Origin of the sequence: uncultured Flavobacterium sp. (genome assembly GCF_963975515.1) — a bacterium.
Lineage (GTDB): Bacteria > Bacteroidota > Bacteroidia > Flavobacteriales > Flavobacteriaceae > Flavobacterium.
In genome coordinates, this window is record NZ_CAXBGY010000002.1 from 361,170 (window position 1) to 387,153 (window position 25,984).

The following is a 25,984-nucleotide window of genomic DNA, read 5'->3' on the forward strand; positions in this document are numbered from 1 at the left end:
CAACCTTTTTTTTGTGAATTTATGATAAAAAACAAGGTTTTCTCATATATTTTTAGTAAAATTGGGAGTTTTTTACCTTACATTATTATGAACAGAAAGTTTTTATTCGGAATTTTATTCTTATTTACTTCATTATCAATTGTTGCTCAACAAAAAATCACTTTAGAAGAGATTTGGTCAGGAGCATTTAGAACGCAAAGCATGGACGAACTCCAAGCTATGAAGAACACAAATCAATACACAGTATTAGATTTTAACAGAACATCAAGAAGTACGCAAATTGACTTATATGATTTCGCAACTTTAGAAAAAGTGTCAACTTTAATTGACTCAAAAGATTTTCCAGAATTAACTTCAATTGATAGTTATACGTTTGATAAAGCTGAAAAAAAGATACTAATTGCTTCAAATTCGGCTCCAATTTTTAGACATTCATTCACAGCCGATTATTTTGTGTACGATATTTCATCAAAAAAATTATCAAAATTTACTTCAAAACAAATTCAAGAACCTACATTTTCATCTGACGGAACTAAAATAGCTTATGCATTTGAAAATAACTTATATGTATATGATGAGCTTTCGGGTTCTCATTTACAAATTACTTCTGATGGAAAGAAAAATAGCATCATTAATGGAATTACGGATTGGGTTTATGAAGAAGAATTTGCTTTTGTAAGAGCTTATGACTGGAATTCAAACGGAACAAAAATAGCTTACATTCGTTTTGATGAATCAGAAGTTCCAGAATTTTCAATGGACATGTATAATCAAGGATTATATCCAACGCAAGAAGTTTTCAAATATCCAAAAGCAGGAGAAAAAAACGCAGTTGTATCCTTATATATGTATGATTTAAAAACAGGAAAATCACAAAAAATTAATTTAGGTGATTATACTGATTTCTATATTCCAAGAATTAAATGGACAAATGATTCAAATATTCTAAGTGTTCAAGTCATGAACCGTCATCAAAATAATTTGGATTTACATTTTGTAGATTCAAATTCAGGAAAAACTACAATCGTTTTAAACGAAAAAGATAAAGCTTATGTTGATATTACGGATAACTTAACGTTCTTAAAAGACAACAGTTTTATTTGGACTTCAGAAAAAGATGGATTCAATCACATTTATCATTATGATAAAAACGGAAAATTAAAAAAACAAATCACTTCAGGAAAATGGGAAGTGACAAATTATTACGGTTTCAATGAAAAATCGGGAATGATTTATTATCAATCGGTTGAAAATGGTTCAATAAATAGAGATGTTTATTCCATTAAGATTGATGGAAAATCAAAAACAAGATTATCATCAAAAACAGGAACAAATGGAGCTACATTTAGTCCAAATTTTGATTACTACATCAATTCGTTTTCAAGTGCAACTCAAGCGCCATCTTATACTTTAAACGAATCAAAATCTGGAAAAGAAATTAAAAAGATTTTATCAAACGAAGAAGCTGAAGAAAAATTAGCTAAATATGGAGTTAGTGCAAAAGAGTTTTTTACTTTAAAAACTGAAAAAGGACATGAGCTAAATGCATACATAATTAAACCAGCTGATTTTGATGCTTCAAAAAAACATCCAGTTTTTATGACACAATATTCTGGACCAGGTTCTCAAGAAGTTCATAATTCTTGGAATTCTTATAATGATTATTGGTTTTACATGTTAGCTCAAAAAGGATATATTATTGTTTGTGTTGATGGAAGAGGAACAGGTTTCAAAGGAGCAGATTTTAAAAAAGTGACTTATAAAGAATTAGGAAAATACGAAGTTGAAGATCAAATTGATGCTGCAAAAGTAATTGGAAAGTACGATTATGTTGATGCCTCTAGAATTGGAATTTGGGGATGGAGTTACGGTGGATTCATGAGTAGTAACTGTATTTTAAAAGGAAATGATGTGTTTAAAACGGCAATTGCTGTAGCACCAGTTACAAGTTGGAGATATTATGATTCAATTTATACAGAAAGATACATGCAAACGCCACAAGAAAATGCAAGTGGATATGATGATAATTCACCAATAAACCATGTAAAAAAATTAAAAGGAAATTATCTTTTAATTCACGGAACAGCTGATGACAATGTACATGTGCAAAACACTATGAAAATGGTAGAAGCATTAGTACAAGCTAACAAACAATTTGATTGGGCTATTTATCCAGATAAAAACCACGGAATTTATGGTGGTGCCACAAGATTACAATTGTTTACAAAAATGACTAATTTTATTCAAGAAAAATTATAATATGACAAATACACCAATGGAAGAGCAAACGTTCTTTGGACATCCAAAAGCACTTTTTATATTGTTCTTCACAGAAATGTGGGAGCGTTTTTCGTTCTATGGAATGAAAGCTTTATTGATTTTTTATCTAACAAAATATCATTTATTTGCTGATGATACTGGAAATTTATTAATTGGAAGTTATGCTGCTTTAGTTTATGCAGTTCCAGTTATTGGGGGATTTATTGCTGATAGATATTTAGGTTTTAGAAAGGCAATTGTCTTTGGAGGAATTATGTTAGTTTTAGGGCATTTAGGAATGGCTTATGAAGGAAATGCAGCCACACAATCAATTACTGGAGAGATTACAAGAGATAATGTAGCTTTACAAGTGTTTTACTTTTCACTTGCCTTAATTATTCTTGGAGTTGGATTCTTAAAAGCAAATATTTCATCTTTAGTTGGAGAATTATATACTGAGGGTGATAAAAGAAGAGATTCAGGTTTTACTATTTTCTATATGGGAATCAACTTAGGTTCTGTTTTAGCAACAATTATTTGTGTTTGGCTAGGAGAAACTTATGGTTGGAGTTACGGATTTGGTGCTGCAGGTGTCGGAATGTTCTTTGGTTTAGTAACTTTTATTTCAGGTAAAAAATTATTAATGGGTAAAGGTGAATCAAACAATCAACCTTTCTTAGAGCAAAAATCATTTGGACTTAAAAATGAATGGTTAATTTATATTGGAAGTATTTTATCTACTTTATTATTTTGGCAAATGGTTCAAAATCATGAAGCAGTTTCATGGGCATTAAAAATTGCTGGTGGAATTTCATTCTTATATATAGTTTATTATGCAGCCACACAATTAGATGGAAAAGCAAGAGATCAACTAATTGCTTTGACAATATTAATTGTGTTTACAATTGTTTTTTGGGCATTATTTGAACAAGCTTATACTTCTATGAATCTATTTGCAGACAGAGCATTGGACAGACATATTTTTGGTTTTGAACCATCAGCAGGACAATTTTTAACATTTAACGGATTGTTTATTGTTATTTTAGCTCCTGTTTTTGCTTGGATGTGGGTTAAATTAGGAAAGTATAACCCAAATACGGCAGTTAAATTTGCATTAGCATTAATGTTAGTAGGATTAGGTTTTGGAGCTTTAGTAATGGGAATCAACGTTTCAGGAGCTGGAAAAGTTGCAGCAGTTTGGTTGATATTAGCTTATTTATTACACACTTGTGGAGAATTAAGTTTATCACCAGTTGGGCTTTCAGCAGTTACAAAATTATCTCCTAAAAAAATCGTTGGATTTATGATGGGAGTTTGGTTTTTAGCAACAGCAAGTTCAGAATTTATTGCTTCTGTTTTAGCTAATATTGCATCAGTTGATACATCAAACGGACAAGCACCAGATTTGAATTTAGCTAAACAAAGTTATTTAAAATTATTTGAATATTTATTTTATACAGGTATTGGATTTGGAGCTGTTTTATTAGCTTTGTCTCCAGTAATAAAAAAATTAATGCACGGAGTAGATAAAGAATTAAATAACTAACAAACAAAAACCAAACTAACTTACAATTAAATATTATGAATCAAAATTCAACAGATCAATTTTTTAAAAATCCTGTTTTAGGTCATCCAGCAGGTTTATTTGTATTGTTTTTCACAGAAATGTGGGAACGTTTTTCATTCTACGGAATGCGTTCACTTTTAATATTATTCTTAACAGCATCTTTTACAGATGGCGGTTGGGAATGGACTAGAGAAAATGCATCTGCACTATTTGGTTCTTATGTAGGTTTAGTTTATTTATCTACGATGTTAGGTGGATATTTTGCCGATAAAATTATTGGTTTTAGATGGGCAGTTGTTGTTGGAGCCGTTTTAATGACTTTAGGTCACGCTTCTATGGCTGTTGAAACTGAATTTTCTATCTATTTAGGTTTAGTGTTGTTAGTATTTGGAAACGGATTTTTCAAACCAAATATGACTTCTATAATTTCTGAAATGTACAAAGACAGACCAGAAAAGAAAGATGGTGCTTATACATTATTTTATATGGGTGTAAATGCTGGTGCTTTCTTCGGAATTCTTCTTTGTGGTTATTTAGGAGAAAAAGTAGGATGGAGTTACGGTTTCGGATTAGCAGGAATTTTTATGTTCTTCGGAATGTTACAATTCTGGATGTCTCAAAATATCTTTGGTGATATTGGATTAAAACCAACAGTTGAAAGTAAAGCAAAAGCAGAAGCTGAAGATACTGATACAAGAAATCCTTTTACAAAATTAGAATTAGGAATAATTGCTGTAAGTGCAACTTTAGGTTTACTATGGATTATAAATGATCCAGCATCAAAAATATCAGGAGGAAAAGTTAATGTTTTCGGTTTCTTAGGGGAAAACGGAAATGCAATTGCAATTGTAACTGCATTATTATTGTTTATCTATTTACTTGTAACTCGTTTAATGAAGTATTCTCAAATAACAAGAGAGAAACTTATTGCAGTAACATTTTTTGCCTTCTTAACGATTTTCTTTTGGGCAATTTTTGAACAATCTCCAAACTCATTAACAATTTTTGCAAGTGACTATACAGACAGAGTATTAGAAGGAAATTGGAGCACATTTTTCTTATTTATAAATACTTTAATTACAGTAGTTCCTTTAGCAATTATTAGTTGGGTTTTATACTTATTATTCAAACAAACATTTAAAACCTATGCAGTAGCTAATTTAATTTTAGCAACTAGTTTTGTAATTGTTTGGGCAATTGCAATTTGGATGCTTATGAAAGATTTCTATACTGCAGGATTTATTGATCTTTCAGATTCAACACTTCAAATGTTAAAAATTGATAAAGTAACTGAAGCAATTACCGAAGTTCCAGCAACATGGTTCTCAACATTAAACTCATTATTCATTATTTCATTAGCACCTTTGTTTTCTAAATGGTGGGAAAGTAAATACAATCCAAATGCAAATATGAAATACGGAATTGGTATGGGATTATTAGCTTTAGGAATGGCATGTGTCGCAATTGGAGCTACAGGTATTGAGCCAGGAGCAAAAACTGCATCAGTAAGTATGATTTGGTTAATTCTAGTGTACTTATTCCATACAATGGGTGAATTGTGTATTTCTCCAGTAGGATTGTCTTACGTAAGTAAATTAGTGCCAGCAAGAATGATTGCATTTATGTTTGGAGTTTGGTACTTAGCTGTAGCAATTGGAATGAAAGGTGCAGGTATGTTTGGAGAAAAAATTGATAAAATTGCCAATGAGTCAGGATTAAGTTCTTTCTTCTGGATGTTAACTATAATCTCCTTAGTAATGGCTGCTTTGTCTGTTTTAATGACACCAGTAATCAAGAAATTAATGCACGGTGTTAGATAACAAACAATCTTTGGCATCTTCTTTGTATACTTTTGTATAGAAATAAAATATAATGAAAAAAATACTATTCATACTTTTTGTAACCTTGTCTTCAATTGTAGCTCAAGCACAAGAGGAGTTGACTTGGCATACAGATATGGCGAAGGCTTCCGAACTTTCTATGAAAGAAAAGAAACCTTTAATGTTATTTTTTACTGGATCTGATTGGTGTGGTTGGTGCATTCGTTTACAAAATGAAGTCTTTAAAAAAGATGAGTTTACAAAATGGGCAAAAGAAAATGTGATTTTAGTTGAACTAGATTATCCTAGAAGAACTCCACAAGATCTATCAGTAAAACAACAAAACCAGCAAATGCAACAAATTTTTCAAGTCAAAGGTTATCCAACAATATGGTTGGTAAATCCTGAAAAAACAGACGAAGGAAAAGTTAATTTAAGTGCATTAGGTAGTACAGGTTATGTTGCTGGTGGTCCAGAAAAATGGCTTGAAGGAGCAAATAGTATAATTAAGAAATAACAAAAATATTCGGTATCCTTGAAGAGATGCTAAAATAAATTCAGTAAAAATGAAAAAAGTAATATTAGTTTTAAGTTTAAGTCTTTTGAGCATAGTCTCATTTGCACAAGAAATCAAATGGATGACAATGGACGAAGCTATTGAGGCTCAAAAAAAAGATCCAAAACCTATTTTTATGGATGTTTATACGGATTGGTGTGGGCCATGTAAAATGTTAGATAAAAATACTTTTCATGATGCTGCAATAGTTGAAATTGTTTCAAAAAATTATTATGCTGTAAAGTTTAATGCTGAAGGAAATGAAACAATTAACTTTAAAGGAGTTAAATATACTAATCCAAAATATGTAGCTGGCAAAACAGGAAGAAATGGAGTACACGAATTTACTTCTTTCCTAAAAGTACAAGGTTACCCAACTATGTATATTTTTGATGCAACGGGTGAAATAAAAACAAATGTATTAGGATATAGAACAGCTGAACAGTTGAAAGCTGAGATATAATTTTTTATCATAATTTATAAAATCCCTTTTCGGCAATGGCATGAAAAGGGATTTTGTATTTTATACAAGTTGCTTTCCATCTTTTTAAAGAAGTGTACGAATTACTTTTATCAGCAATTATTAGTTGCGGTTTTGATGTTAAAATTAAACGTTCCATATTAATTCTTGAATTTTGTCTAAGAATAACAACATCAGGTTTTATAGATGTGTTGTAAATTGTGTTTTCATCAACAATAATTATTTTTTTCTTTTTGAAAAATAAGACATTCTCCAAAGGATGAAATACTACTTTCGGATTAAACTTAGCCGTAGCATATTCTTGAATACTTTGGTTTTTATCAATTAAACTATCATTCGAAAAAATTGTAATTTTATTAGCATCAAAAATTGAAATAGCACTTTCTTTATTGTTAAATACAATCAATTCAGTTTTATGTGAAGTTTCGTTTTTTGTATAAAAATATAAGGTTTGAAATGAAAGTATCAGAACTAAAACGTATAAAAAGCGTTTGTTTTTAGGATTGTAAATCCAATAAACAACACTTAAAAGTAAGAGATATAATCCAACAGTTAAAAAAGGTGTAAATGTTATATTCTTAATCACATAATCTTGAAAACTAGATAGCCAATGAATGTAATTGTTCATTGTTTCTACCAAAAAAGAAATCAGTTTTCCTAAAAGTAGTGCTAAAGGTAAATACACAAAATTCAGAAAAAGAACTATAATTCCAACAATCAAAATTACAGTTGCAACAGGAATAACTGCAAAATTTGCTAATAAAAATAACATTGGAACTTGTTTAAAATACAACAACATTAAAGGCAAAACACCAAGTTGAGCAGTTAACGAAACTAAAAATAAATCGGTGATATAAACTACAATTTTGTTTTTAGAATAATAAAATTTTTGATAAAATGGCTGAAACAATAAAATCGAAATTACTGCTGCATAACTCAATTGAAATCCAACATCAAAAATTAAAAGTGGATTGTAAATCAATAAGATTAAGAACGAAGCAGCAATAGCATTAAACATAAAGTTCTTCCTGTTTAAGAAAGTGCCAAATGCAATAACACTAAACATTGTAACAGATCTAGTAATAGAAGCAGACATACCAGAAATCAAAGCAAAAAGCCACAAAAGAAGAATTATGATAATTAGTTTTATGGTTTTTCCATGCTTGACGCGATTTAGAAATCCAAAAATAAAATTGAAAAAAGTATAAATAATACCAATATGTAAACCAGAAATGGCTAGGATATGAACAACTCCAGCATTTTTATAATCGTTTAAAGTTTCGCTGTCAATTTGTTGTTTTTGACCTAATAATAAAGCGTTAATTATAGATTTTGTTCTAATAGAAAAATGATGTGCATCAAAACTATGCACTAATTTTTTTCGAAGTTCATTAATGTAAAAGGTAAAATTTTTGACTTTTTCTCCAATAAAATAATCATTTTCAAAACATTTTATTTGATGATAAACGTTTTGGTTTTCCATGTAATTAGCATAGTCAAATGTATCTGGATTGTAGTTTTTTAGAATTGGTTTTAGTTCAGATTTAAAAGAAACTAAATCACCAATAAATAAAGAATCTGGGTTTTTCTTTGAAAAATAAACCAAAAGTTTACCTGAACTTTTCTGATGATTAAAGGAATCGATTTTAACAATAAACTTGGTGTAAAATTCATTTGATTTTAATTCTTCAACAACTAAACCTTTAATATTGTTTTGTTCTTTTATTTCAAGATTAGAATAATGGTTTTTGTTGTGAAAGTCTAGATGAATATATAAAGATAAACTTCCTACAGAAAGAATGAGGAAATAAGTAAGCAATCCAAATAAGATGTTTTTAGTGTTTTTATTTCTATACTTAAAAAAAAGTACTAAAAACAAAACGAAAGAAATTATTGAAGAATATAAAAGAGTAGTAAACGAAAAATGCGCATAATTTTGGATTACAATTCCTAATCCAAAACAAACAGCAATAAGTATGATTGGATATTTTAGTACATCCATTTATGTTATGTTTTACTCTATAACTCGTTTTATTTTGTCAAAGGCTTTTGCGTAATAGGCTTCGTTTGTGGAAGAGATTATTACTCCTTTACTTGTTGACGAATGTATGAAAAATATTTCATCTTTTTTAATTTCAGTAATTAATCCAACATGATTTATTTTTCGACTTCCACCAGTTTTAAAAAAAATTAAATCTCCTGGTTCAGCTTTGGATTTTGATATTTCTTTGCCTTCATTTGCCATTTCATAAGAACTTCTAGGCAACTTGTAATCAAATTTTTGAAAAGTACTATAAACTAATCCAGAACAATCCATTCCAGATTTTGTTGTGCCACCAAATTTGTATTTAACTCCTAAATTTTCTTCAGCTGTTTTTACAATCGAATTCTTTTGTTTTGAAACGCTCTTAGATGTATTTGTAACAGATTTTGAAGATTTACAACTACTAAATACAACAGAAAAAAGGATAAATAAGAGTAAGGTAGGTTTTTTCAAAATTTATATTATTCTATAATACGTTTGATTTTTGCAAATGTTTTTTTATAGTAACTATTATCTAAAGAAGATTCAATAACACCTTGACTTGACGAAGCATGAATGAATTTTATTAGCCCTTCATGATTTTCTGTTACCAATCCAACATGAGTAATAATATTTCTTCTTCTATTGGTTTTAAAAAATATTAAATCTCCAGGTTCAGCTTTAGATTTTTTGACTTTTCTGCCGATTTTTGATTGAGCTCTTGAAGTTCTAGGAAGTTCCATGTCGTTTTTTGTGTAAGCAAACAACATTAATGCAGAACAATCAATACCATTTTTTGACATTCCACCATAATGATAGGGTGTTCCAATATATTCTTTAGCGGCTTCAATAACTTCAGCTTTTTGAAAATTAGGAAAATTTACATTTGAAATAGTAGTGGCGTCTTCTAGAGTAAGTCTTTTTTGAAGTTTAACAGAAATTAATTTTAATTTTTTAAGTTCTTGATCTTTCTTTTTAAAGTTTTTAACCAATGCTTTTTCACTTGCATCATATTTTTCAATAATACCCATTCCTTCAGAAACAGGTGCAATAGTCATGTGTTCGTTAACTGACTGAGCTTCAGATGAAAAATGAATTAAGAAAAGAAATGAAAGTGTAAGAAAGTAGTGCTTCAAAGTATTTAATTTTTGCAAATATATCATTTTTTCAATCTCTTGTGTATTAAATGAGCAGTTTTTTCACTTGCACCTTTTCCCCCAAGTTTTTGTTGAAGTAATTCGTAGTCCTTTAAAATTTCTTCTCTTTTTGGTGAAGTAAGTATATTGTTGAGCTCTTTCTTTAGTTGTTTTGTATTTAAGTCGCTTTGAATTAATTCTTTAACAACTTCTTTATCCATAATTAAATTGACTAATGAAATAAATTTTAAAGTAATAATTCGTCTAGCAATTTGATAGGAAACAGCATTTGCTTTATAACAAACCACTTGAGGAACTTTGAATAAAGCCGTTTCTAATGTAGCTGTTCCAGATGTTACTAGAGCAGCGTGAGAAATATTCAGCAAATCATAAGTTTTGTTTGAAATGAAGTTTATATTTTTCTTTTTTAGAAAAGGTTTATAAAATTCAAATTCCTGGCTTGGAGCACCAGCAATTACAAATTCATACCCTTTAAAATCATCGGTTACAGAAAGCATAATAGAAAGCATTTTTGTGATTTCTTGTTTCCTACTTCCGGGCAAAAGTGCAATTATTGGATTGTTTGATAAATTATGCTCTTTTCTAAAATCTGTTTCATCAGCATATGTTTTATTTTCAATGGCATCAATTAGTGGATGACCTACAAAATCAACTTTATAATCATACTTTTTATAGAAATCTTCCACAAAAGGCAAAATTACATACATGTGGTCAATATCGCGTTTTATTGCCTCAACTCTACCAGCTCTAGAAGCCCAAACTTGTGGAGAAATATAATAACTAGTTTGAAAATTTTGTTCTTTTGCCCACTTAGCAATTCGCAAATTAAAACCCGAATTATCAATGAATATCAAAGCATCTGGATTAAAAGAAGCGATGTCACTTTTACAAAAAGCAATGTCTTTAAAGATTTTAGAAATATTTTGAATGACTTCTAAGAAACCCATAAAAGAACGCTCTTTATAATGTTTTACTAAAGTTCCTCCAACGTTTTGCATTAGATCTCCACCCCAAAATCTAATTTCAGCATTTGCATCTTCTTTATACAATGCTTTCATAAGATTAGATCCATGTAAATCTCCCGAAGCTTCTCCTGCGATTATGTAGTATTTCATAACTAGGCAAATAAAGTGTAAATCGTTAATATAAATATGCATAAAATAACGCCTTTTGCCATTTCATCTTTATTTTTTTTGAATAATAAAAAGACTATCCCCATGTTTAATAAAGCTCCCAACGTAATTAATTTACCTAAACTTCCTTGTGCTTTTAAATTGGTATAGCCCTCTACAAAACCCATTGAAGTAAATAATGTTATAAATAGAAAACAACCTATAAAAGAAGTTACAAGTCCAATTAAAACCCCAATAATTAAATCTTTTTTTTGCATTATAAATTCCAGTTATTTAATTGAGAAATAGCGTGATATGCTGTCAAGTCAAACTGAACAGGAACAACAGAAACATAACCATTGTGCAAAGCCCATTCATCAGTATCTTCACCTTTATCTTGGTTTACAAATTCACCAGATAGCCAATAATATTCTTTTCCCATTGGGTTTGTTCGTTTGTCGAATTCTTCAATCCAAGTTGCTTTCGCTTGACGACAAATTCTTATTCCTTTTAGTTCTTCTGCTTTTAATTTTGGAAAATTCACGTTTAACACAACACCTTCAGGCAATCCTTGTTCTAAAACTTGCATTGCAATTTTCTTGACATAAGCTTTAAAAGGTTCAAAATCTGCATCCCAACTATAATCTAGTAATGAAAAACCTATGGCAGGAATTCCTTCTATTCCGGCTTCAACAGCAGCACTCATTGTACCCGAATAAATTACATTTATGGAAGAATTTGACCCGTGATTAATGCCTGAAACACATAAGTCTGGTTTGCGTTTTAGTATTTCATGAACTGCAATTTTAACACAATCTACAGGTGTTCCAGAACAGCTATATTCATGCTCTATCTCTTTGTCTAAATTTAATTTATCTAAAGTAATAGTGTTGTTTATAGTAATTGCATGACCCATTGCGCTTTGTGGGCTGTCAGGTGCTACAACTATTACTTCTCCAATTTCTTTCATAACTTCAATAAGTACTCTTATTCCTGGAGCAACAATACTGTCGTCATTTGTAATTAATATTAAAGGTTTTTTCATTTTATTTAAATAGGAAATGCTAAATTACTAAATTTGAAAGTAACTTTATGCTAATATTTCACACAAATAGGTAAATATTACCAAATTTTTATCTTCTTTTTAAGAGTTTGGCATAATATTTTATGTAATTTAGTTGAAAATTTTTGAATGAACCGTTTAGTCATATTTATGAAAAAGAATTATAAGATTATCTTGATTATAACTGCCTTATCAGCAGTGCTTTTTTGGAGTTTTAGACCTAAAAAAGTTGAAGCAAATCCCGAGAAGGATAAATTGCTATTGGAGCTTTTGGCTTATGTGCTTGAAAAAGGACATTATAGCCCAATTGCTTTGGACGATAAGTTTTCTGAAAAAGTATACGATAAATATTTGAATTCATTAGATCCTTTTAGACGCTATTTTGTTCAATCTGATATTGAAGAATTTAAAGTTTATGAAGACTCAATTGATGATTTTATTAAAAATAAGGATTTGAAATTTTTTGATTTAACCCATAGTAGATTGCTTCAAAGAATGAATGAATCTGAAGCTATTTATAAAGATGTTTTAGACAAACCATTTAATTTTAATTTAGATGAAACCATAAGTGTGGACTATGAAAAAATTCCGTTTGCTAAAAATAAAAAAGACTTATATCAAATTTGGGAAAAGCAGCTTAAGTTTTCTGTATTATCATCTATTGATGACAAAGAAAAAATTCAGGAAAAAGCAGATACAAATAATAAAGTAGAAATTAAAACTTTCACTGAATTAGAAAAGGATGCTAGAGAATCAATTAAGAAGAATTTAGATGATACTTATTTTAGTATTAAAGATTTGAATAGAGATGATTGGTTTGGTGTTTATTTAAATTCGATTGTTGAGCGATTTGATCCACATACATTTTATTTTTCTCCAGAAAATAAAGAACGTTTTGATGTAAGTATGAGTGGAACATTCGAAGGAATTGGTGCACGTTTACAAAAGAAAAATGTTGGAGTAGAAGTTTCTGAATTAATTTCTGGTGGACCAGCTTGGAAAGGAAAAGAATTAGAACAAGGAGATATCATTATAAAAGTTGCTCAAGGAAAAGGTGAACCAATTGATATTACTGGAATGCGAATTGACGATGTTGTTAAAAAAATTAAAGGACCAAAAGGAACTGAAGTTCGTTTAACAGTAAAGCGTGTTGATGGAAGTGTAAAAGTAATTTCAATTATCAGAGATGTTGTTGAAACGGAAGAAACTTTTGCCAAATCTAGTACTGTTGTTAAAGATGGAAAATTATTTGGTATAATTTATTTATCTAAATTCTATATTTCTTTTGATAACAAAGATAAAAGAGATGCTTTTAAAGATGTAGCAATTGAAATTGAACGCTTAAAGAAGCAAAAAGTTCAAGGTATTATTATGGATTTGAGAGATAATGGTGGAGGTTCGCTACAAACTGTTGTTGATATGGTTGGTTTATTTATTGATAAAGGACCAGTTGTACAAGTAAAATATGCCAAATCTGAACCAAACATATTAGATGATAAAGATTCAAGTGTTCAATGGGACGGACCTTTAGTAGTTATGGTAAATGGTTATTCAGCTTCAGCTTCAGAAATTTTCGCAGCTGCTATTCAAGATTATAAACGTGGTGTTGTTATAGGAAGTAAACATACTTATGGAAAAGGAACTGTTCAAAATGTAATTGATTTAAATGACATGGTTAGAGGAAACTCTTTAGGTGATTTAGGTTCGTTGAAAACAACTATTCAAAAATTTTATAGAATTAATGGAGGTTCAACTCAGAGAGAAGGAGTATTATCTGATATAGTTTTGCCAGATCGTTTTGCTTATTTTGACACAGGTGAAAGAGATGAGCCAGAAGCTTTACCTTGGGATAAAATTGCTCCTGCAACTTACAATACAACAGGTGCTAACTTTGATGTGGTTTTAGCCAATAGTAAAATGAGAGTTGAGAAAAACATTGAGTTTAACTTAATTGATTCTTACGCTAAATGGAATTTTGAACGTAAAGATGATAAAGAAGTAAGCTTAAATTATATCACATATAAAAAAGAATTAGCCGAATTAGAGACTAAAAACAAAACTTATGACGGACTTAAAACTTATAAAAATAATTTAACTTTTAGCTCACTTCCATACGAAATGGAAGAATTTAAAAAAGACACTTTGCTAAAAGACAAAAGAGATAGATGGCATGAAGAATTAAGTAAAGATCCTTATGTAGATGAATCATTAAATGTTATACAAGATATCGCTAAATTAGTAAAGTCTTCAAATTATGTTTCTGTGAATAAGTCTAGAAAATAAGATTAAAATAAGTTAAAATAAAAAAATCCCATTTGAGAAAATGGGATTTTTTTGGTATTATTTTTTTGAGGCTATCCTTTTTTCTTGCTCTTTTAAAATTGTATTTAAATGAGGTTTGATAATAGAGTTAATTTCATTTTCACTTAGAGATAATGCTTTCGGGTTATTTACTAATTGCAACCATGGTTTTGGTTCGTTAAAATTATAACTACCAAAAACTACAACAGGAGTTCCTTTTATCTTCACGGTTTCTGCATTAGCTAAAACCCATTGGTCTGCCCAATTATATAAATGTTTTGCATCTTTTTCTAATAGCCTCAAACAAGAATGTGAAGCAGGAAAACCGGGTAAACTATACTCATGAAAACCGACACCTTCTTTATTCTCAATATTAAAATTCCATTTTAACTCCCATTCGTCATTAAAGGTGCTAGTTGTTTCTTCAGCTTTCCAGTTGGTAAAAAACAAACCGGTTGGAGTTTTGTGTGTTTTGCTTCCCATGCTTGTTGGTCCAGTATAAGTTAAAATACCATATTCATAAGTTGCAAAGGCTTGTGCAGGATAAGAAAATACTATAATTTTATCTACTTTGTCCAAAGAGGACACCTCAAAAGGAAAGGGCAAGTAAAATTCTTTATCACCAGTTAAATCGGTTGGAATAATTACGGAATCCAATTTGGTAAAGTTTTCTTTGTCAACTCTATTTATAGCGAATACAATATCTAAATTTTTAATGTTGTTTTTATTTTCCTCAAACCAGTTTTTTGTATTCTCTATTTTGAAAGACACATTTTTTGGTTCATTTCTTTTGGGTAATTTTCGGTTTGATTTTTCGGTTTGATTTTTACATGAAGATATAAAAAGTATAATGATGCTTAATGTAATAATTGATTTTTTCATAGCTATTTATTTTTTTGTAAAATTGGTTTAAATAGCATTAAAGTGTCTTACATAATTTTTCAAAACTCTTGTTAGTTTCACATATTTAACAAAAAAATCCCATTCAAATTAAGAATGGGATTTTTTTATTGATAAAAGATTTAAACTATTTTAATAATTTGTTTAAGTTTTTTTTGTCTTTTTCTAAGTCAAGCTGTAAATCATTGATTTTGTTTTCTTTTTTTAATATTTTTTCTCTCAATTTAACATCATCATTTGGAGAAAGTTTTCCTCTTAGTTTATCCTTTTCGTATTTTGCTCTTTCTTTTTTTAAATCGGCAGTTGCTTTTCTAATTTTATCTTCTGTTTTTTCAACATTTCTAGTAGCCTTGTCTAATCTCTTTTTATCTTTTTCTATTTTCTTTATTGCTTTTTCTGAAGCTTTTCTTTCTTTTTCAGCTTTTTTAGCTTCTTTTTTAGCTTTGTCAAGTTCTTTTTGATGCTCTTTTTCTATGGCATTTTTTTCCTTTTCAGCTTTTTCTAATTCTTTTTTTTCTGCTTCAAGTTCTCTTTTTTCATCTTTCAATCTGTCATTTTCTGCTTTTACATTAGCTTTTGTTTCTTTTTCTAATTCTAAAGGTGCAGTTTTAACAGAATCAATTGCTACAGAGTTAACTCTAACGGGTTCTTGACTAAATCCAAATTGAAATGTTAAGATTGCTATTACTAGTATTAATTTTGTTTTCATAGTGATTTTATTATTTTAAATTATCTTTACAAAGTTAAGAAAAAACAAGTTAAAATAATTCTTATAAGTATGAAGAACATCAAAATTTTACTATTATTCGCCATAATGCAATTTTTATCCTGTAAACAGGTAAATTCTGTTGATATATTTGATGAAAGTGAGCAATCGTCTACTTATACTGAGAATTCTGAGTTTAATTATTTGCCTACTTCAACTTCAAATGATGTTTATTCGAATGATGCTTATACTTTTTCTTACAAGGAAAATTTTGAACAAGCCGAATGGGTTGCCTATGAGTTAACAAAAAGTGATATGCCTAGAGCAGATTATAAAAGACCTTATTTTAACCAAGATAAATCAGTTAAAACTAAATCGGCAGATTGGAGAAATTTTAAAAATTCAGGCTATAACAAAGGGCATCTTTGTCCGGCTGCCGATAGAAAAAGTTCTTACGAAATGTATGAGTTAACTTTTTTAACTTCAAATGCTTCTCCTCAATTATATGATTTTAATGCTGGAATTTGGAATAGATTAGAACAGAAAACTAGATATTGGGCAGAACGATATGATGGTATTTATGTAATTACTGGAGGCGTTTTAGAAGATGGTTTAAAAACAATTGGTACAGAAGATGTTGCTGTTCCTGATTATTTTTATAAAATTATTTTAACTAAAGACAGATCGAATATGATTGGTTTTTTAATACCTCACAAGGATTCTAATAAACCTTTATACAATTTCGTTGTTCCTGTTGATGCTATAGAAAAAATGACTGGAATTGATTTTTTTAAAGATTTGCCAGATGATCTCGAAAATCGTTTAGAAGCAAATAACGGATATAAAAACTGGAAGTTTTAATTACCATTCATTTACTTTATTGGCATCAAGTTTTATAAACACAAATAGTAAAACAGTAAAAGACCATAAACTTGAACCACCATACGAGAAGAAAGGCAAAGGAACTCCAATAGTTGGAAATAATTTTATCAGCATGGTTATGTTTACAAAAAAGTGTGTGAAGAGAATTGTTGCTACGCAATATCCATAAACGCGACTAAATTTGGTTTTTTGATTTTCTGCCAATTTTATGATCCGAAGAATTAGTGTAACAAACAAGGCTATTACAACAAAGGAACCTACAAATCCCCATTCTTCACCAACTGTTGTAAAAATATAATCGGTATGTTGTTCTGGTACAAAGTTTCCTTTGGTTTGTGTACCTTCTAGATATCCCTTTCCTAATAGACCTCCAGATCCAATTGTAATCATTGATTGATTTAAATTATAACCTTCATTTTTCATGTCAACATTATCGTTAAATAATACATCAATTCTATCTTTTTGATGGGGTTCTAATACATTTTCATATACATAATCAACCGATAAAGTAAATCCAGAAATTAGTATGAATAACAAAACATAAATAATAGGGTTTCTAGATATTTTAGTATTAAAGATAAAATGAATTATCATAAACAGTAATATAAAAGCGACCAAGAAAATTGGTTTTACAAACAAAGCTAACAAGAACACTACAATAGCAGTAACTCCAGTCCATAAATACCAAGATGGAAGTCCGTCTCTGTTTAGAACAAAAATTAAGGCTAAAAATATCATTGCACTTCCAGCGTCTGGTTGCAACATAATTAATCCAACAGGCACCATAATAATTCCTATGGCTATATATTGAAATTTCCTGATTTTTAAGTTTATTTGTGCATCACTTAAATATTTTGCTAATAATAAAGAACAAGATATTTTAACAATTTCTGAAGGTTGAAAACCAAAACCACCTATTTTATACCAATTGGTTTGCCCTTTAACCGAGGTTCCAAAAACAAATAAACCTAATAATAAGAGTATACCTATTATGTAAAAAATAACTGAAAATTTTTCAAATATTTTGGCATTTATATTTAGGACAATCAAAATAATTGGAACGGTTAAAATTATGAAAAGTAGTTGTCTTCCATAAATTTGTGAAGTATCTAAAATATAAGTTTCTTCTAAAGGTAATGAAGCAGAATAGATATTCATCCAACCCATAATAACCAATGTTATATAGATTAAAATCGTTATCCAGTCAATATTTGCTATTACACTTTGGTTTTTCATTTATTAATGGTTAATAGTGAAAGGTTTTCCACTAATTACTTTTGCATATTCTGATTCTAAGCTTTTTGTAAGCATTGCTTTTTCTAAGTCAGTTCTAGTAATTACATTATTAAGGTACTTTTCAATCATTAATGTTGCAATTGGGCCAGCAAATCTATTTCCCCAATAGCCATTTTCTACTAAAACGGCTATGGCAATTTTCGGGTTGTCTTTTGGAGCAAAAGCAACAAATATAGAGTGGTCTGTTAATTGAGTTCTTACACCGTTAATTTTAACAAAGTTTTCTGCTGTACCAGTTTTTCCACAGATTGCCAAATCTTTTACTTTTAAAGTTGAAGCGGTTCCGATATTATACACATCATACAAGCCTTCAATTACAGGTTTAAAATATTGTTTATCAACAGACGTTTGATGACGAGTTGTAAATTTTTTATCAATTTGAAAATTTTTAATTTTCTTTACAATGTGAGGTGTGTAATAATATCCTTCATTTGCAACGGCTGCCATCATGTTAGCAAGTTGCATAGGAGTAACATCAATTTCTCCTTGACCAATTGAGTTTGAAATTATTGTATTACTTCTCCAACCACCATTGGGGTAAAATTTTTCATATAAACTTGAAGAAGGAATTCTGCCTTTTCTTCCAATAGGCAAATCATACCCTAAATAATTACCTAGTCCAAAACTTTGTAAATGTCTATTCCAGTTATCAACGCTATAGGATGGATCTTTATATTTATCTATAGTTTTTTTAAATACATTGGCAAAATAGGTATTACAAGAGCGATAAATTCCATTATGAAGAATAGATAATCCCGAATCGTGACATTTCATAAAAGCACCGCGACCATAAGAAAACCCGTGACGACAAATAAAGCCAGTGTTTTCGTCAATTACCTCTTCTTGTAAGCCAATTAGTCCAGTCAAAATTTTAAAAGGTGAACCAGGAGGATACTCAGCTAATAAACTTCTGTCATATAAAGGTTTTGCAATAGAATCATAATACAACATGGTATAATTTTTTGATCTATCTTTCCCAACAAGAAGTGCAGGATCATAAGAAGGAGCAGATATAAGTGCTAAGATTTCACCTGTTTTAGGTTCGATGGCAACAATTCCACCTCTTTTGTTTATCATTAATTCTTCACCATATTTTTGCAATTCAGCATCAATAGTTAGTGTAAGATCTCTACCTTGAATGGGAATTGTATCATATTTTCCGTCTTTATAAGAACCTATAATTCTGTTAAACCTATCTTTTTGAAAATATTTAACACCTTTAACACCTCTTAGAATTTCTTCATATTCTTGTTCAACTCCTTGTATGCCAATTAAATCGCCACTTTTGTAGTAGGGGTTTTTATTTATTTGACCTTCGTTTACTTGTTTAATATATCCAAAGACATTAGGAGCGTAGTTTATTTGATAATCGCGTAAAAAACGTTTTTGAATATAGAATCCTTTGAATTTTCTTATTTTTTCTTGAAAGGCAGCGTACTCTAGTTTTGTTAATTGTGGCAAAAATACAGATGGTAATCTTGGGCTATATACTATTGCTTTTTCTAATTTATTTTTAAAATAACTCATATCAACTTTAAGTAATTGACATAATTGTACAGTGTCTAATTCCTTAATTTCTCTAGGAATTACCATGATGTCATAAGAAGGTTGATTGGCAACTAATAATTTACTGTTTCTATCATAGATGTAGCCACGTTCTGGAAAATCATAGGCAATTTTAATAGCATTATTGTCTGACTTTATTTTTAAACTATCATCGATAATCTGAAGATAAAAGAGTCTGATTAAAATAATGATTGCTGATATGATTACTATTGCTGGTAATAGTATTTTTTTCATCGCCTATTTGGTTTTATTAAATATATAGTCAAAATACAAACAATGGTTGTGAATATAGTATTTAAAAGTGTTCTAAGGAATATATCTAAAATTAAACCAAAACGCAATAATTCTAGCATATAAATAAGGAAATGATGAATGAAAACGGATATAACGATAAAAGAAATTCGATCATAAGAAATTTTTTCCGCAATTTTTATGGTTTGGTATTCATAACTCAAGCCAAAAGAAAATTTAAATATTGAAGGCCTAATATAAGCTAGAATTAAACAAGCTGTTGCATGAATCCCTCCAGTATCACCAAACATATCTAGAGTTAATCCTAACAAAAAACTCATAAGTAAAAATAACGATCTATTGCTATTAACTGGGTACAGAATAATAAAAAGCACATAGGGAAATGGGTCAAGGTAGCCAAAAAGCTTAATGTTATTAAACACTAATACCTGAAGGGCTATCAATACAATAAATCTAAATATATTTAGTAAAAGACTACTGTTCATTATATGAGTTTTGTAATTCTATTAATTCAGTCTTTTTTGTATTATCAATAATATAAACAAACCCTACGTTCGTCATATCATTAAATAACCGAACACTAATTGTATAGTAGTTAGTGTTTTTGTCTGTATATGCTTTGTCAATTCTTCCAATAGGAATGTTTTCTGGAAAAATAACAGATTGTCCGCCCGTCACAATGGTGTCTCCTTTTTTAAGGTTAGCTAATCTAGGAACATCAACTAGCTGAACATATCCAGCGTTTTTAGCATCCCATGTTAAAGTTCCAAAATGGTTGGTGTTTTTAATTTTTGCATTCAACTGTGATTTTGTATTAAGTATACTTAAAACAGTTGCATAATTAGTTGTGGTTTTATCTATAATTCCAACAACACCTTTGCTATTGATGACACCCATATCTTCTTTTATTCCATCTTTTGTTCCAGCATTCAAAGAAAGATAATTATCATACACATCAAAAGAGTTTTTAGTAACTTTAGCTTGAATAACTTTATACTGAAGTAAGCTTTCAGGAAGATCTAAAGGAGTAGTTAAAATAGTGTCTTTACTATTATAAAGAAGTTGTTTTAACTGACTATTTTCTTCGGCTAACTCTTGGTTTACTTCTTTTAAATCAAAATAAATATTGACTTCATCAATCTTTTCGTAGACATAACCGCTTACATAATTAGCAGAACTAATTGTTCTACTTTTATGATATGAATTATTTTGTATAGTAAAATAAATAGATATGCCTAAAAGCAGCAAAAACAGCAATTTATAGCTGTTTTTAATAAAGAAGTTTACTATTTGCTGCATTTACGTTTTTCTATTATTTGATAAGTATTCCTTTGTATTTGTTTATGTTTTTCAGTGCCATTCCAGTTCCTCTTACAACTGCTCTTAAGGGATCTTCTGCAATATAAACGGGTAAATCAGTTTTTAATGATATTCGCTTGTCTAAACCTCTTAGCATTGAACCACCACCGGCTAAATAAATACCTGTGTTATATATATCAGCGGCTAATTCAGGAGGAGTTTGTGATAAAGTTTCCATAACAGCATCTTCAACACGTTGAATAGATTTGTCTAAAGCTTTAGCAATTTCTCTGTACGATACATCAACTTGTTTGGGTTTTCCTGTTAATAAATCTCTACCTTGAACCGACATGTCTTCTGGAGCATTTTCAAGTTCTTCAATAGCTGCACCAATTTGAATTTTTATTTTTTCTGCTGTAGTTTCTCCAACAAATAAATTGTGTTGTGTTCTCATGTAATAGATAATGTCGTTTGTAAAAACGTCACCTGCAATTTTCACAGATTTATCACATACAATTCCGCCAAGAGCAATAACTGCAATTTCTGTTGTTCCACCACCTATATCAACAATCATGTTTCCTTTAGGTTGCATAATGTCTACTCCAATACCAATTGCAGCTGCCATAGGTTCATGAATAAGATATACTTCTTTTCCATTAACTCTTTCAGCAGATTCTTTTACAGCTCGCATTTCTACTTCTGTAATTCCAGAAGGAATGCAGATAACCATTCGTAAAGCTGGAGTAAATAATCTTTTCTTTAATGCAGGAATACTTTTAATAAACATACTTATCATTTTTTCCGAAGCATCAAAATCAGCAATAACACCATCTTTTAAGGGACGAATTGTTTTAATGTTTTCATGTGTTTTACCTTGCATCATACTGGCTTCTTTACCGACAGCTATAATTTTTCCAGTAATTCTGTCTCTTGCAACAATAGACGGGCTATCAATTACAACTTTGTCATTATGTATGATTAAGGTATTTGCGGTACCAAGGTCAATTGCTATATCCTCGGTCATGAAATCAAAAAATCCCATATTATAAGAAGGGTATTAGTTACTAGTTAGATATTTATGGATACAAAAGTAATAAAATTAATGTTTAAAATGACGAATTCCTGTAAATACCATCGCAACATTATTTTCATTGCAATAATTAATACTCAATTCGTCTTTAATAGAACCTCCTGGTTGGATAACTGCAGTTATTCCAGCCTTATCTGCTATTTCAACACAATCAGGAAACGGAAAGAAAGCATCACTTGCCATAACCGCACCGTTCAAATCAAATTCAAAAAAAACGGCTTTATCAATAGCTTGTTTTAAGGCATCAACTCTTGATGTTTGACCTGTTCCTGAAGCACAAAGTTGTTTGTTCTTTGCAAAAACAATAGTATTTGATTTTGTATGTTTACAAATTTTAGAGGCAAAAATTAAATCTTCAATCTCTTCATTAGAAGGCTTAGCTATAGTAACGTTTTTTAGGTGCTCTTTAGTATCTGTAACATTATCTTTATCTTGAACTAAAACACCATTTAAACATGTTCTCACTGTAGTTGCTGGTAATGCAGCATCTTTTTGTACTAAAATAATTCTATTTTTCTTTTCTTCAAGAATTTCAATAGCATCGTTTTCATAATCTGGAGCAATAACTACTTCGCAAAACAACTTGTTGATTTCTTGTGCTGTTGCTTTGTCAATTTTACCATTTGCAATCAAAACTCCTCCAAAAGCAGAAGTTGGATCACCAGCAAGTGCATCAAGATAAGCTTCTTTCATAGTTTTTCTTGAAGCAATTCCACATGCGTTATTGTGTTTTAAAATAGCAAATGTTGGTTCGTCATTTTTAAATTCATTCATTAAATTCACAGCAGCATCAACATCTAATAAATTGTTGTATGATAATTCTTTTCCATGAAGTTTAGAGAACATGTCTTCAAATTTTCCAAAGAAGAAACCTTTTTGATGAGGATTTTCTCCATAACGAAGAACATTTCCGTTTGTTTCACTAATTTTCAAAACAGCTTCTTCATGAGTTGCGTTGAAATAATTAAAAATTGCTGAATCATAATGAGATGAAACATTAAAAGCTCTTGTAGCTAATAATCTTCTGTTTTCTAAAGTTGTACCACCATTGTTTTCTGAATAGAAACTTAGCAAAGTAGAATAATCATCAACTGAAGCAACGATGACTGTGTCTTTAAAGTTTTTGGCTGTAGCTCTAATTAAAGCAATTCCACCAATATCAATTTTTTCAATGATGTCAGTTTCACCTGCACCACTTGCAACTGTTTTTTCAAAAGGATATAAATCTACAATTACTAAATCAATTTGGGGGATATTAAATTCTTTCATTTGAGCAACATCACTTTCATTGTCTTGACGGTTTAAAATTCCACCAAAAACTTTTGGATGTAATGTTTTAACTCTTCCTCCAAGAATTGAAGGATAAGAAGTTACATCTTCAACTGCAACAACGGGAATTCCTAATTCTTTGATAAAAGATTCTGTTCCACCAGTTGAATAAATAGTAACGTTATTATTGTGAAGTGCTTTAACGATTGGCTCTAAACCTGTTTTATCGAAAACAGAAATAAGTGCCGAATTGATTTTTTTTGTAGTTGTCATTGTGTGTTGTTTGTTTAATCTAAATAGATTTTAGATTCTTATGATGTTTAGTGTTGCAAAAGTAGGTATTGTAAACAAAAGATTCAAGAATAATTATAAGTGTTTTTTTGTTTTTTATGTAACAAATTCAAATTTAATTCTACTTATAAGTAATCAAACAAGATTATGATTTTATACTTACGACTACTTGGAGAGAGTTTACAATTTGCTTTAAATGCTTTACGAAATAATAAACTTCGTACCCTTTTGTCATTATTGGGTGTTACGATTGGTATTTTTTCAATTATTGCAGTTTTGGCAGCAGTTGATTCTATGGATAAAAAAATAAAAGAAGATTTGAGTGATATGGATATGAACACTATCTATCTAATGAGGTTTTCATTTGGACCATCTGAAGTTCCTCGTTGGAAAAGAGAACAATTTCCAAATGTAACTTATGAAGAATTTGAAACCTTAAAACGCTCTGTAAATGGAGTTGATAAAATATCGTTTAATATGTTTACCAGAAATGAAAACATAAAATATGAAGACAAAACAGTAAATTCTATTCGTGTAAAACCATCTACAAATGAGTTCTTTGATATTGAATCCTTTAAAATTGAAAGTGGAAGGTTATTTAATGAATCAGAATCAAATTCAGGTTCAGCTGTAATTGTAATTGGAAGTGAAGTTGCAGATGGGTTGTTTGGAAACTCTGATCCATTAGGAGAAAAAATTAGATTATATGGTCAAAAATTCACTGTTATAGGGGTGCTAAAAAAGCAAGGTGAAGGTATGTTTGGCGATAGTAATGACGTTGCTGTATTTTTTCCGGTAAATTTTTTGAGAAGAATGTATGGGGATAACAACACATCATTAACACCAGCTATTTTAATTAAGCCAGAAAAAGGAATTGATATTGAGGAATTTAAGGCAGACGTGAGTCAGAAATTGCGAACAATGCGTGGAGTTAAACCAGGTGAGATTGATAATTTCTTTATGAATGTTTTATCTGGCTTTACGGATTTTATTGACAATATTGTTGGGCAAATGAATATGATTGGTTGGGTAATAAGTTTGTTCTCATTGTTAGTTGGTGGTTTTGGAATTGCAAATATTATGTTCGTTTCTGTAAAAGAGAGAACTAATTTAATTGGAATTCAAAAAGCATTAGGAGCAAAGAACAGGTTTATATTGTTTCAATTTTTATTTGAAGCCATAATCTTATCTCTAATTGGAGGTTTAATCGGAATGTTCTTGGTTTGGATAATAGCTTTAGTATTATCTAGCGCTCTAGATTTTGAATTCGTATTGAGTGCATCAAACATGCTTTTAGGAACAGGTTTAGCTGCTTTTATTGGTTTATTATCTGGAATTATTCCTGCAATAACAGCTTCGAAATTAGATCCTGTGGAAGCCATTAGAACTGGAATGTAATTTTTTTCAAATTTGAAATAAAAATGAAAATAATATCTTTATTAATATTGTCATTATTTGCAATTCAAATTAGATGTAATTCAAACTTACATAATGAAAAAAAATACATTTATTATTTACACGGAAGAATAATTGAAATTCAAGGTAAAAATGCTGTTAGTGATGAATATGGAAAATATGAATTTGACAGTATTGTTAACGCATTTAAAGATTCAAATTCTATAGTAATTGCAGAAGTTAGAAATGAAAATGTTGATTATCTACAATATGCAAAAAAGGTTTCTAAAGAAATAGATAGCCTAGTTAAATCAGGAATTAAATCAAAAAATATAAGCGTTATTGGTGCATCAAAAGGTGCTATTATTGCGAGTAACATTTCAAGTATAAACTCTAATCCAATAAACTATGTTTTTTTAGCTGGTAATAATAATTATCAAGAAGAACATAATGAATGGAAATTTCACGGACAAGTTTTATGTTTCTATGATGATTCTGATACTATAGCAGGAAAGAATTATGACTATTGGAAAAATAAACCAAATTACACTACCAAATTTGAGCAAATAAAAATTGATAAAAAACTAGGCCATGGTTTTTTATACAAACCCTATAAAGATTGGGTTGAACCCACAAAAAAATGGATTCTTACTCAAGAACTTTAAGTTTTAACATTAGTTGAAAAAAAATAGATTTTAA

23 protein-coding genes are annotated in these 25,984 nt (G+C 29.6%); 9 read left to right on the forward strand and 14 right to left on the reverse strand.

Features of this window, described 5'->3' with window-relative positions:
* Positions 1 to 87 precede the first annotated feature (87 nt).
* The 5 genes from AAC008_RS04060 to AAC008_RS04080 are packed head-to-tail and all read left to right on the forward strand — an operon-like array spanning position 88 to position 6,665.
* Positions 88 to 2,259, forward strand: coding sequence for a S9 family peptidase (locus tag AAC008_RS04060; RefSeq protein ID WP_339887571.1), 2,172 nt, complete (start codon positions 88 to 90; stop codon positions 2,257 to 2,259).
* Between the two features lies 1 nt (position 2,260).
* Positions 2,261 to 3,805, forward strand: a complete 1,545-nt coding sequence (locus AAC008_RS04065) for an oligopeptide:H+ symporter (protein WP_339887572.1) — start codon at positions 2,261 to 2,263, stop codon at positions 3,803 to 3,805.
* A 35-nt stretch (positions 3,806 to 3,840) separates the two neighbouring features.
* Positions 3,841 to 5,646, forward strand: coding sequence for a peptide MFS transporter (locus tag AAC008_RS04070; protein WP_339887574.1), 1,806 nt, complete (start codon positions 3,841 to 3,843; stop codon positions 5,644 to 5,646).
* Positions 5,647 to 5,698: 52 nt separating this feature from the next.
* Complete coding sequence (locus tag AAC008_RS04075; RefSeq protein ID WP_339887576.1) at positions 5,699 to 6,163, forward strand: thioredoxin fold domain-containing protein; 465 nt, start codon at positions 5,699 to 5,701, stop codon at positions 6,161 to 6,163.
* A gap of 49 nt (positions 6,164 to 6,212) precedes the next feature.
* Positions 6,213 to 6,665, forward strand: coding sequence for a thioredoxin fold domain-containing protein (locus AAC008_RS04080; RefSeq protein WP_339887577.1), 453 nt, complete (start codon positions 6,213 to 6,215; stop codon positions 6,663 to 6,665).
* Between the two features lie 7 nt (positions 6,666 to 6,672).
* Here the strand turns inward: AAC008_RS04080 and AAC008_RS04085 are convergent, their stop codons facing one another.
* Genes AAC008_RS04085 through surE form a run of 6 tightly spaced genes read right to left on the reverse strand, consistent with a single transcriptional unit; the run spans position 6,673 to position 12,020 of the window.
* Positions 6,673 to 8,685 carry a ComEC/Rec2 family competence protein gene (locus AAC008_RS04085; RefSeq protein WP_339887578.1) on the reverse strand — a complete coding sequence of 671 codons (2,013 nt, stop codon included), beginning with the start codon at positions 8,683 to 8,685 and terminating at the stop codon, positions 6,673 to 6,675.
* A 12-nt stretch (positions 8,686 to 8,697) separates the two neighbouring features.
* Positions 8,698 to 9,180: a C40 family peptidase gene (locus tag AAC008_RS04090; RefSeq protein ID WP_339887579.1), complete on the reverse strand. Its 483-nt coding sequence runs from the start codon at positions 9,178 to 9,180 to the stop codon at positions 8,698 to 8,700.
* A gap of 8 nt (positions 9,181 to 9,188) precedes the next feature.
* Positions 9,189 to 9,842, reverse strand: a complete 654-nt coding sequence (locus tag AAC008_RS04095; protein WP_339887580.1) for a C40 family peptidase — start codon at positions 9,840 to 9,842, stop codon at positions 9,189 to 9,191.
* Positions 9,843 to 9,865: 23 nt separating this feature from the next.
* Positions 9,866 to 10,978: a lipid-A-disaccharide synthase gene (lpxB, locus tag AAC008_RS04100; protein ID WP_339887581.1), complete on the reverse strand. Its 1,113-nt coding sequence runs from the start codon at positions 10,976 to 10,978 to the stop codon at positions 9,866 to 9,868.
* A gap of 2 nt (positions 10,979 to 10,980) precedes the next feature.
* The gene (locus AAC008_RS04105; RefSeq protein ID WP_339887582.1) at positions 10,981 to 11,253 is read right to left on the reverse strand and encodes a hypothetical protein; all 273 of its coding nucleotides are present in this window, start codon (positions 11,251 to 11,253) and stop codon (positions 10,981 to 10,983) included.
* Complete coding sequence (surE, locus tag AAC008_RS04110) at positions 11,253 to 12,020, reverse strand: 5'/3'-nucleotidase SurE (RefSeq protein WP_339887583.1); 768 nt, start codon at positions 12,018 to 12,020, stop codon at positions 11,253 to 11,255. Before surE ends, AAC008_RS04105 begins: the two co-directional genes overlap by 1 nt.
* Positions 12,021 to 12,188: 168 nt before the next feature.
* Between surE and AAC008_RS04115 the strand changes: the two genes are divergently transcribed.
* Entirely contained in the window at positions 12,189 to 14,321 is a 2,133-nt protein-coding gene (locus AAC008_RS04115) for a carboxy terminal-processing peptidase (RefSeq protein ID WP_339887584.1), read from the forward strand.
* 57 nt (positions 14,322 to 14,378) lie between these two features.
* Here AAC008_RS04115 and AAC008_RS04120 read toward each other — a convergent pair whose 3' ends face one another.
* On the reverse strand, positions 14,379 to 15,221 hold the full coding sequence (locus AAC008_RS04120; protein WP_339887585.1) for a L,D-transpeptidase: 843 nt from the start codon (positions 15,219 to 15,221) through the stop codon (positions 14,379 to 14,381).
* Positions 15,222 to 15,366: 145 nt separating this feature from the next.
* Entirely contained in the window at positions 15,367 to 15,948 is a 582-nt protein-coding gene (locus AAC008_RS04125) for a hypothetical protein (RefSeq protein ID WP_339887586.1), read from the reverse strand.
* A gap of 69 nt (positions 15,949 to 16,017) precedes the next feature.
* Here AAC008_RS04125 and AAC008_RS04130 point away from each other — a divergent pair, with 69 nt between their 5' ends.
* Positions 16,018 to 16,806: a DNA/RNA non-specific endonuclease gene (locus tag AAC008_RS04130; protein WP_339887587.1), complete on the forward strand. Its 789-nt coding sequence runs from the start codon at positions 16,018 to 16,020 to the stop codon at positions 16,804 to 16,806.
* Here the strand turns inward: AAC008_RS04130 and rodA are convergent, their stop codons facing one another.
* From rodA to purH, 6 genes are read right to left on the reverse strand one after another with little or no spacing between them, the layout of a single operon-like run.
* Positions 16,807 to 18,063, reverse strand: a complete 1,257-nt coding sequence (gene rodA / locus AAC008_RS04135) for a rod shape-determining protein RodA (protein ID WP_339887588.1) — start codon at positions 18,061 to 18,063, stop codon at positions 16,807 to 16,809.
* Between the two features lie 3 nt (positions 18,064 to 18,066).
* Entirely contained in the window at positions 18,067 to 19,923 is a 1,857-nt protein-coding gene (gene mrdA, locus AAC008_RS04140) for a penicillin-binding protein 2 (protein ID WP_339887589.1), read from the reverse strand.
* Complete coding sequence (locus AAC008_RS04145; RefSeq protein WP_339887591.1) at positions 19,920 to 20,426, reverse strand: rod shape-determining protein MreD; 507 nt, start codon at positions 20,424 to 20,426, stop codon at positions 19,920 to 19,922. The genes mrdA and AAC008_RS04145 overlap by 4 nt, the downstream gene beginning before the upstream one ends.
* A complete protein-coding gene (mreC, locus tag AAC008_RS04150; protein WP_339887592.1) occupies positions 20,416 to 21,240 on the reverse strand; it encodes a rod shape-determining protein MreC in 825 nt (274 codons plus the stop codon). The genes AAC008_RS04145 and mreC overlap by 11 nt, the downstream gene beginning before the upstream one ends.
* Before the next feature lie 13 nt (positions 21,241 to 21,253).
* The gene (locus AAC008_RS04155; RefSeq protein ID WP_026717393.1) at positions 21,254 to 22,282 is read right to left on the reverse strand and encodes a rod shape-determining protein; all 1,029 of its coding nucleotides are present in this window, start codon (positions 22,280 to 22,282) and stop codon (positions 21,254 to 21,256) included.
* Between the two features lie 57 nt (positions 22,283 to 22,339).
* Complete coding sequence (gene purH / locus AAC008_RS04160; RefSeq protein WP_339887594.1) at positions 22,340 to 23,872, reverse strand: bifunctional phosphoribosylaminoimidazolecarboxamide formyltransferase/IMP cyclohydrolase; 1,533 nt, start codon at positions 23,870 to 23,872, stop codon at positions 22,340 to 22,342.
* A 165-nt stretch (positions 23,873 to 24,037) separates the two neighbouring features.
* Here purH and AAC008_RS04165 point away from each other — a divergent pair, with 165 nt between their 5' ends.
* Together AAC008_RS04165 and AAC008_RS04170 are read left to right on the forward strand one after the other, a co-directional pair.
* Positions 24,038 to 25,288 carry an ABC transporter permease gene (locus tag AAC008_RS04165; RefSeq protein WP_339887596.1) on the forward strand — a complete coding sequence of 417 codons (1,251 nt, stop codon included), beginning with the start codon at positions 24,038 to 24,040 and terminating at the stop codon, positions 25,286 to 25,288.
* A gap of 23 nt (positions 25,289 to 25,311) precedes the next feature.
* Positions 25,312 to 25,950, forward strand: coding sequence for a hypothetical protein (locus AAC008_RS04170; protein WP_339887598.1), 639 nt, complete (start codon positions 25,312 to 25,314; stop codon positions 25,948 to 25,950).
* Positions 25,951 to 25,984: the final 34 nt, after the last annotated feature.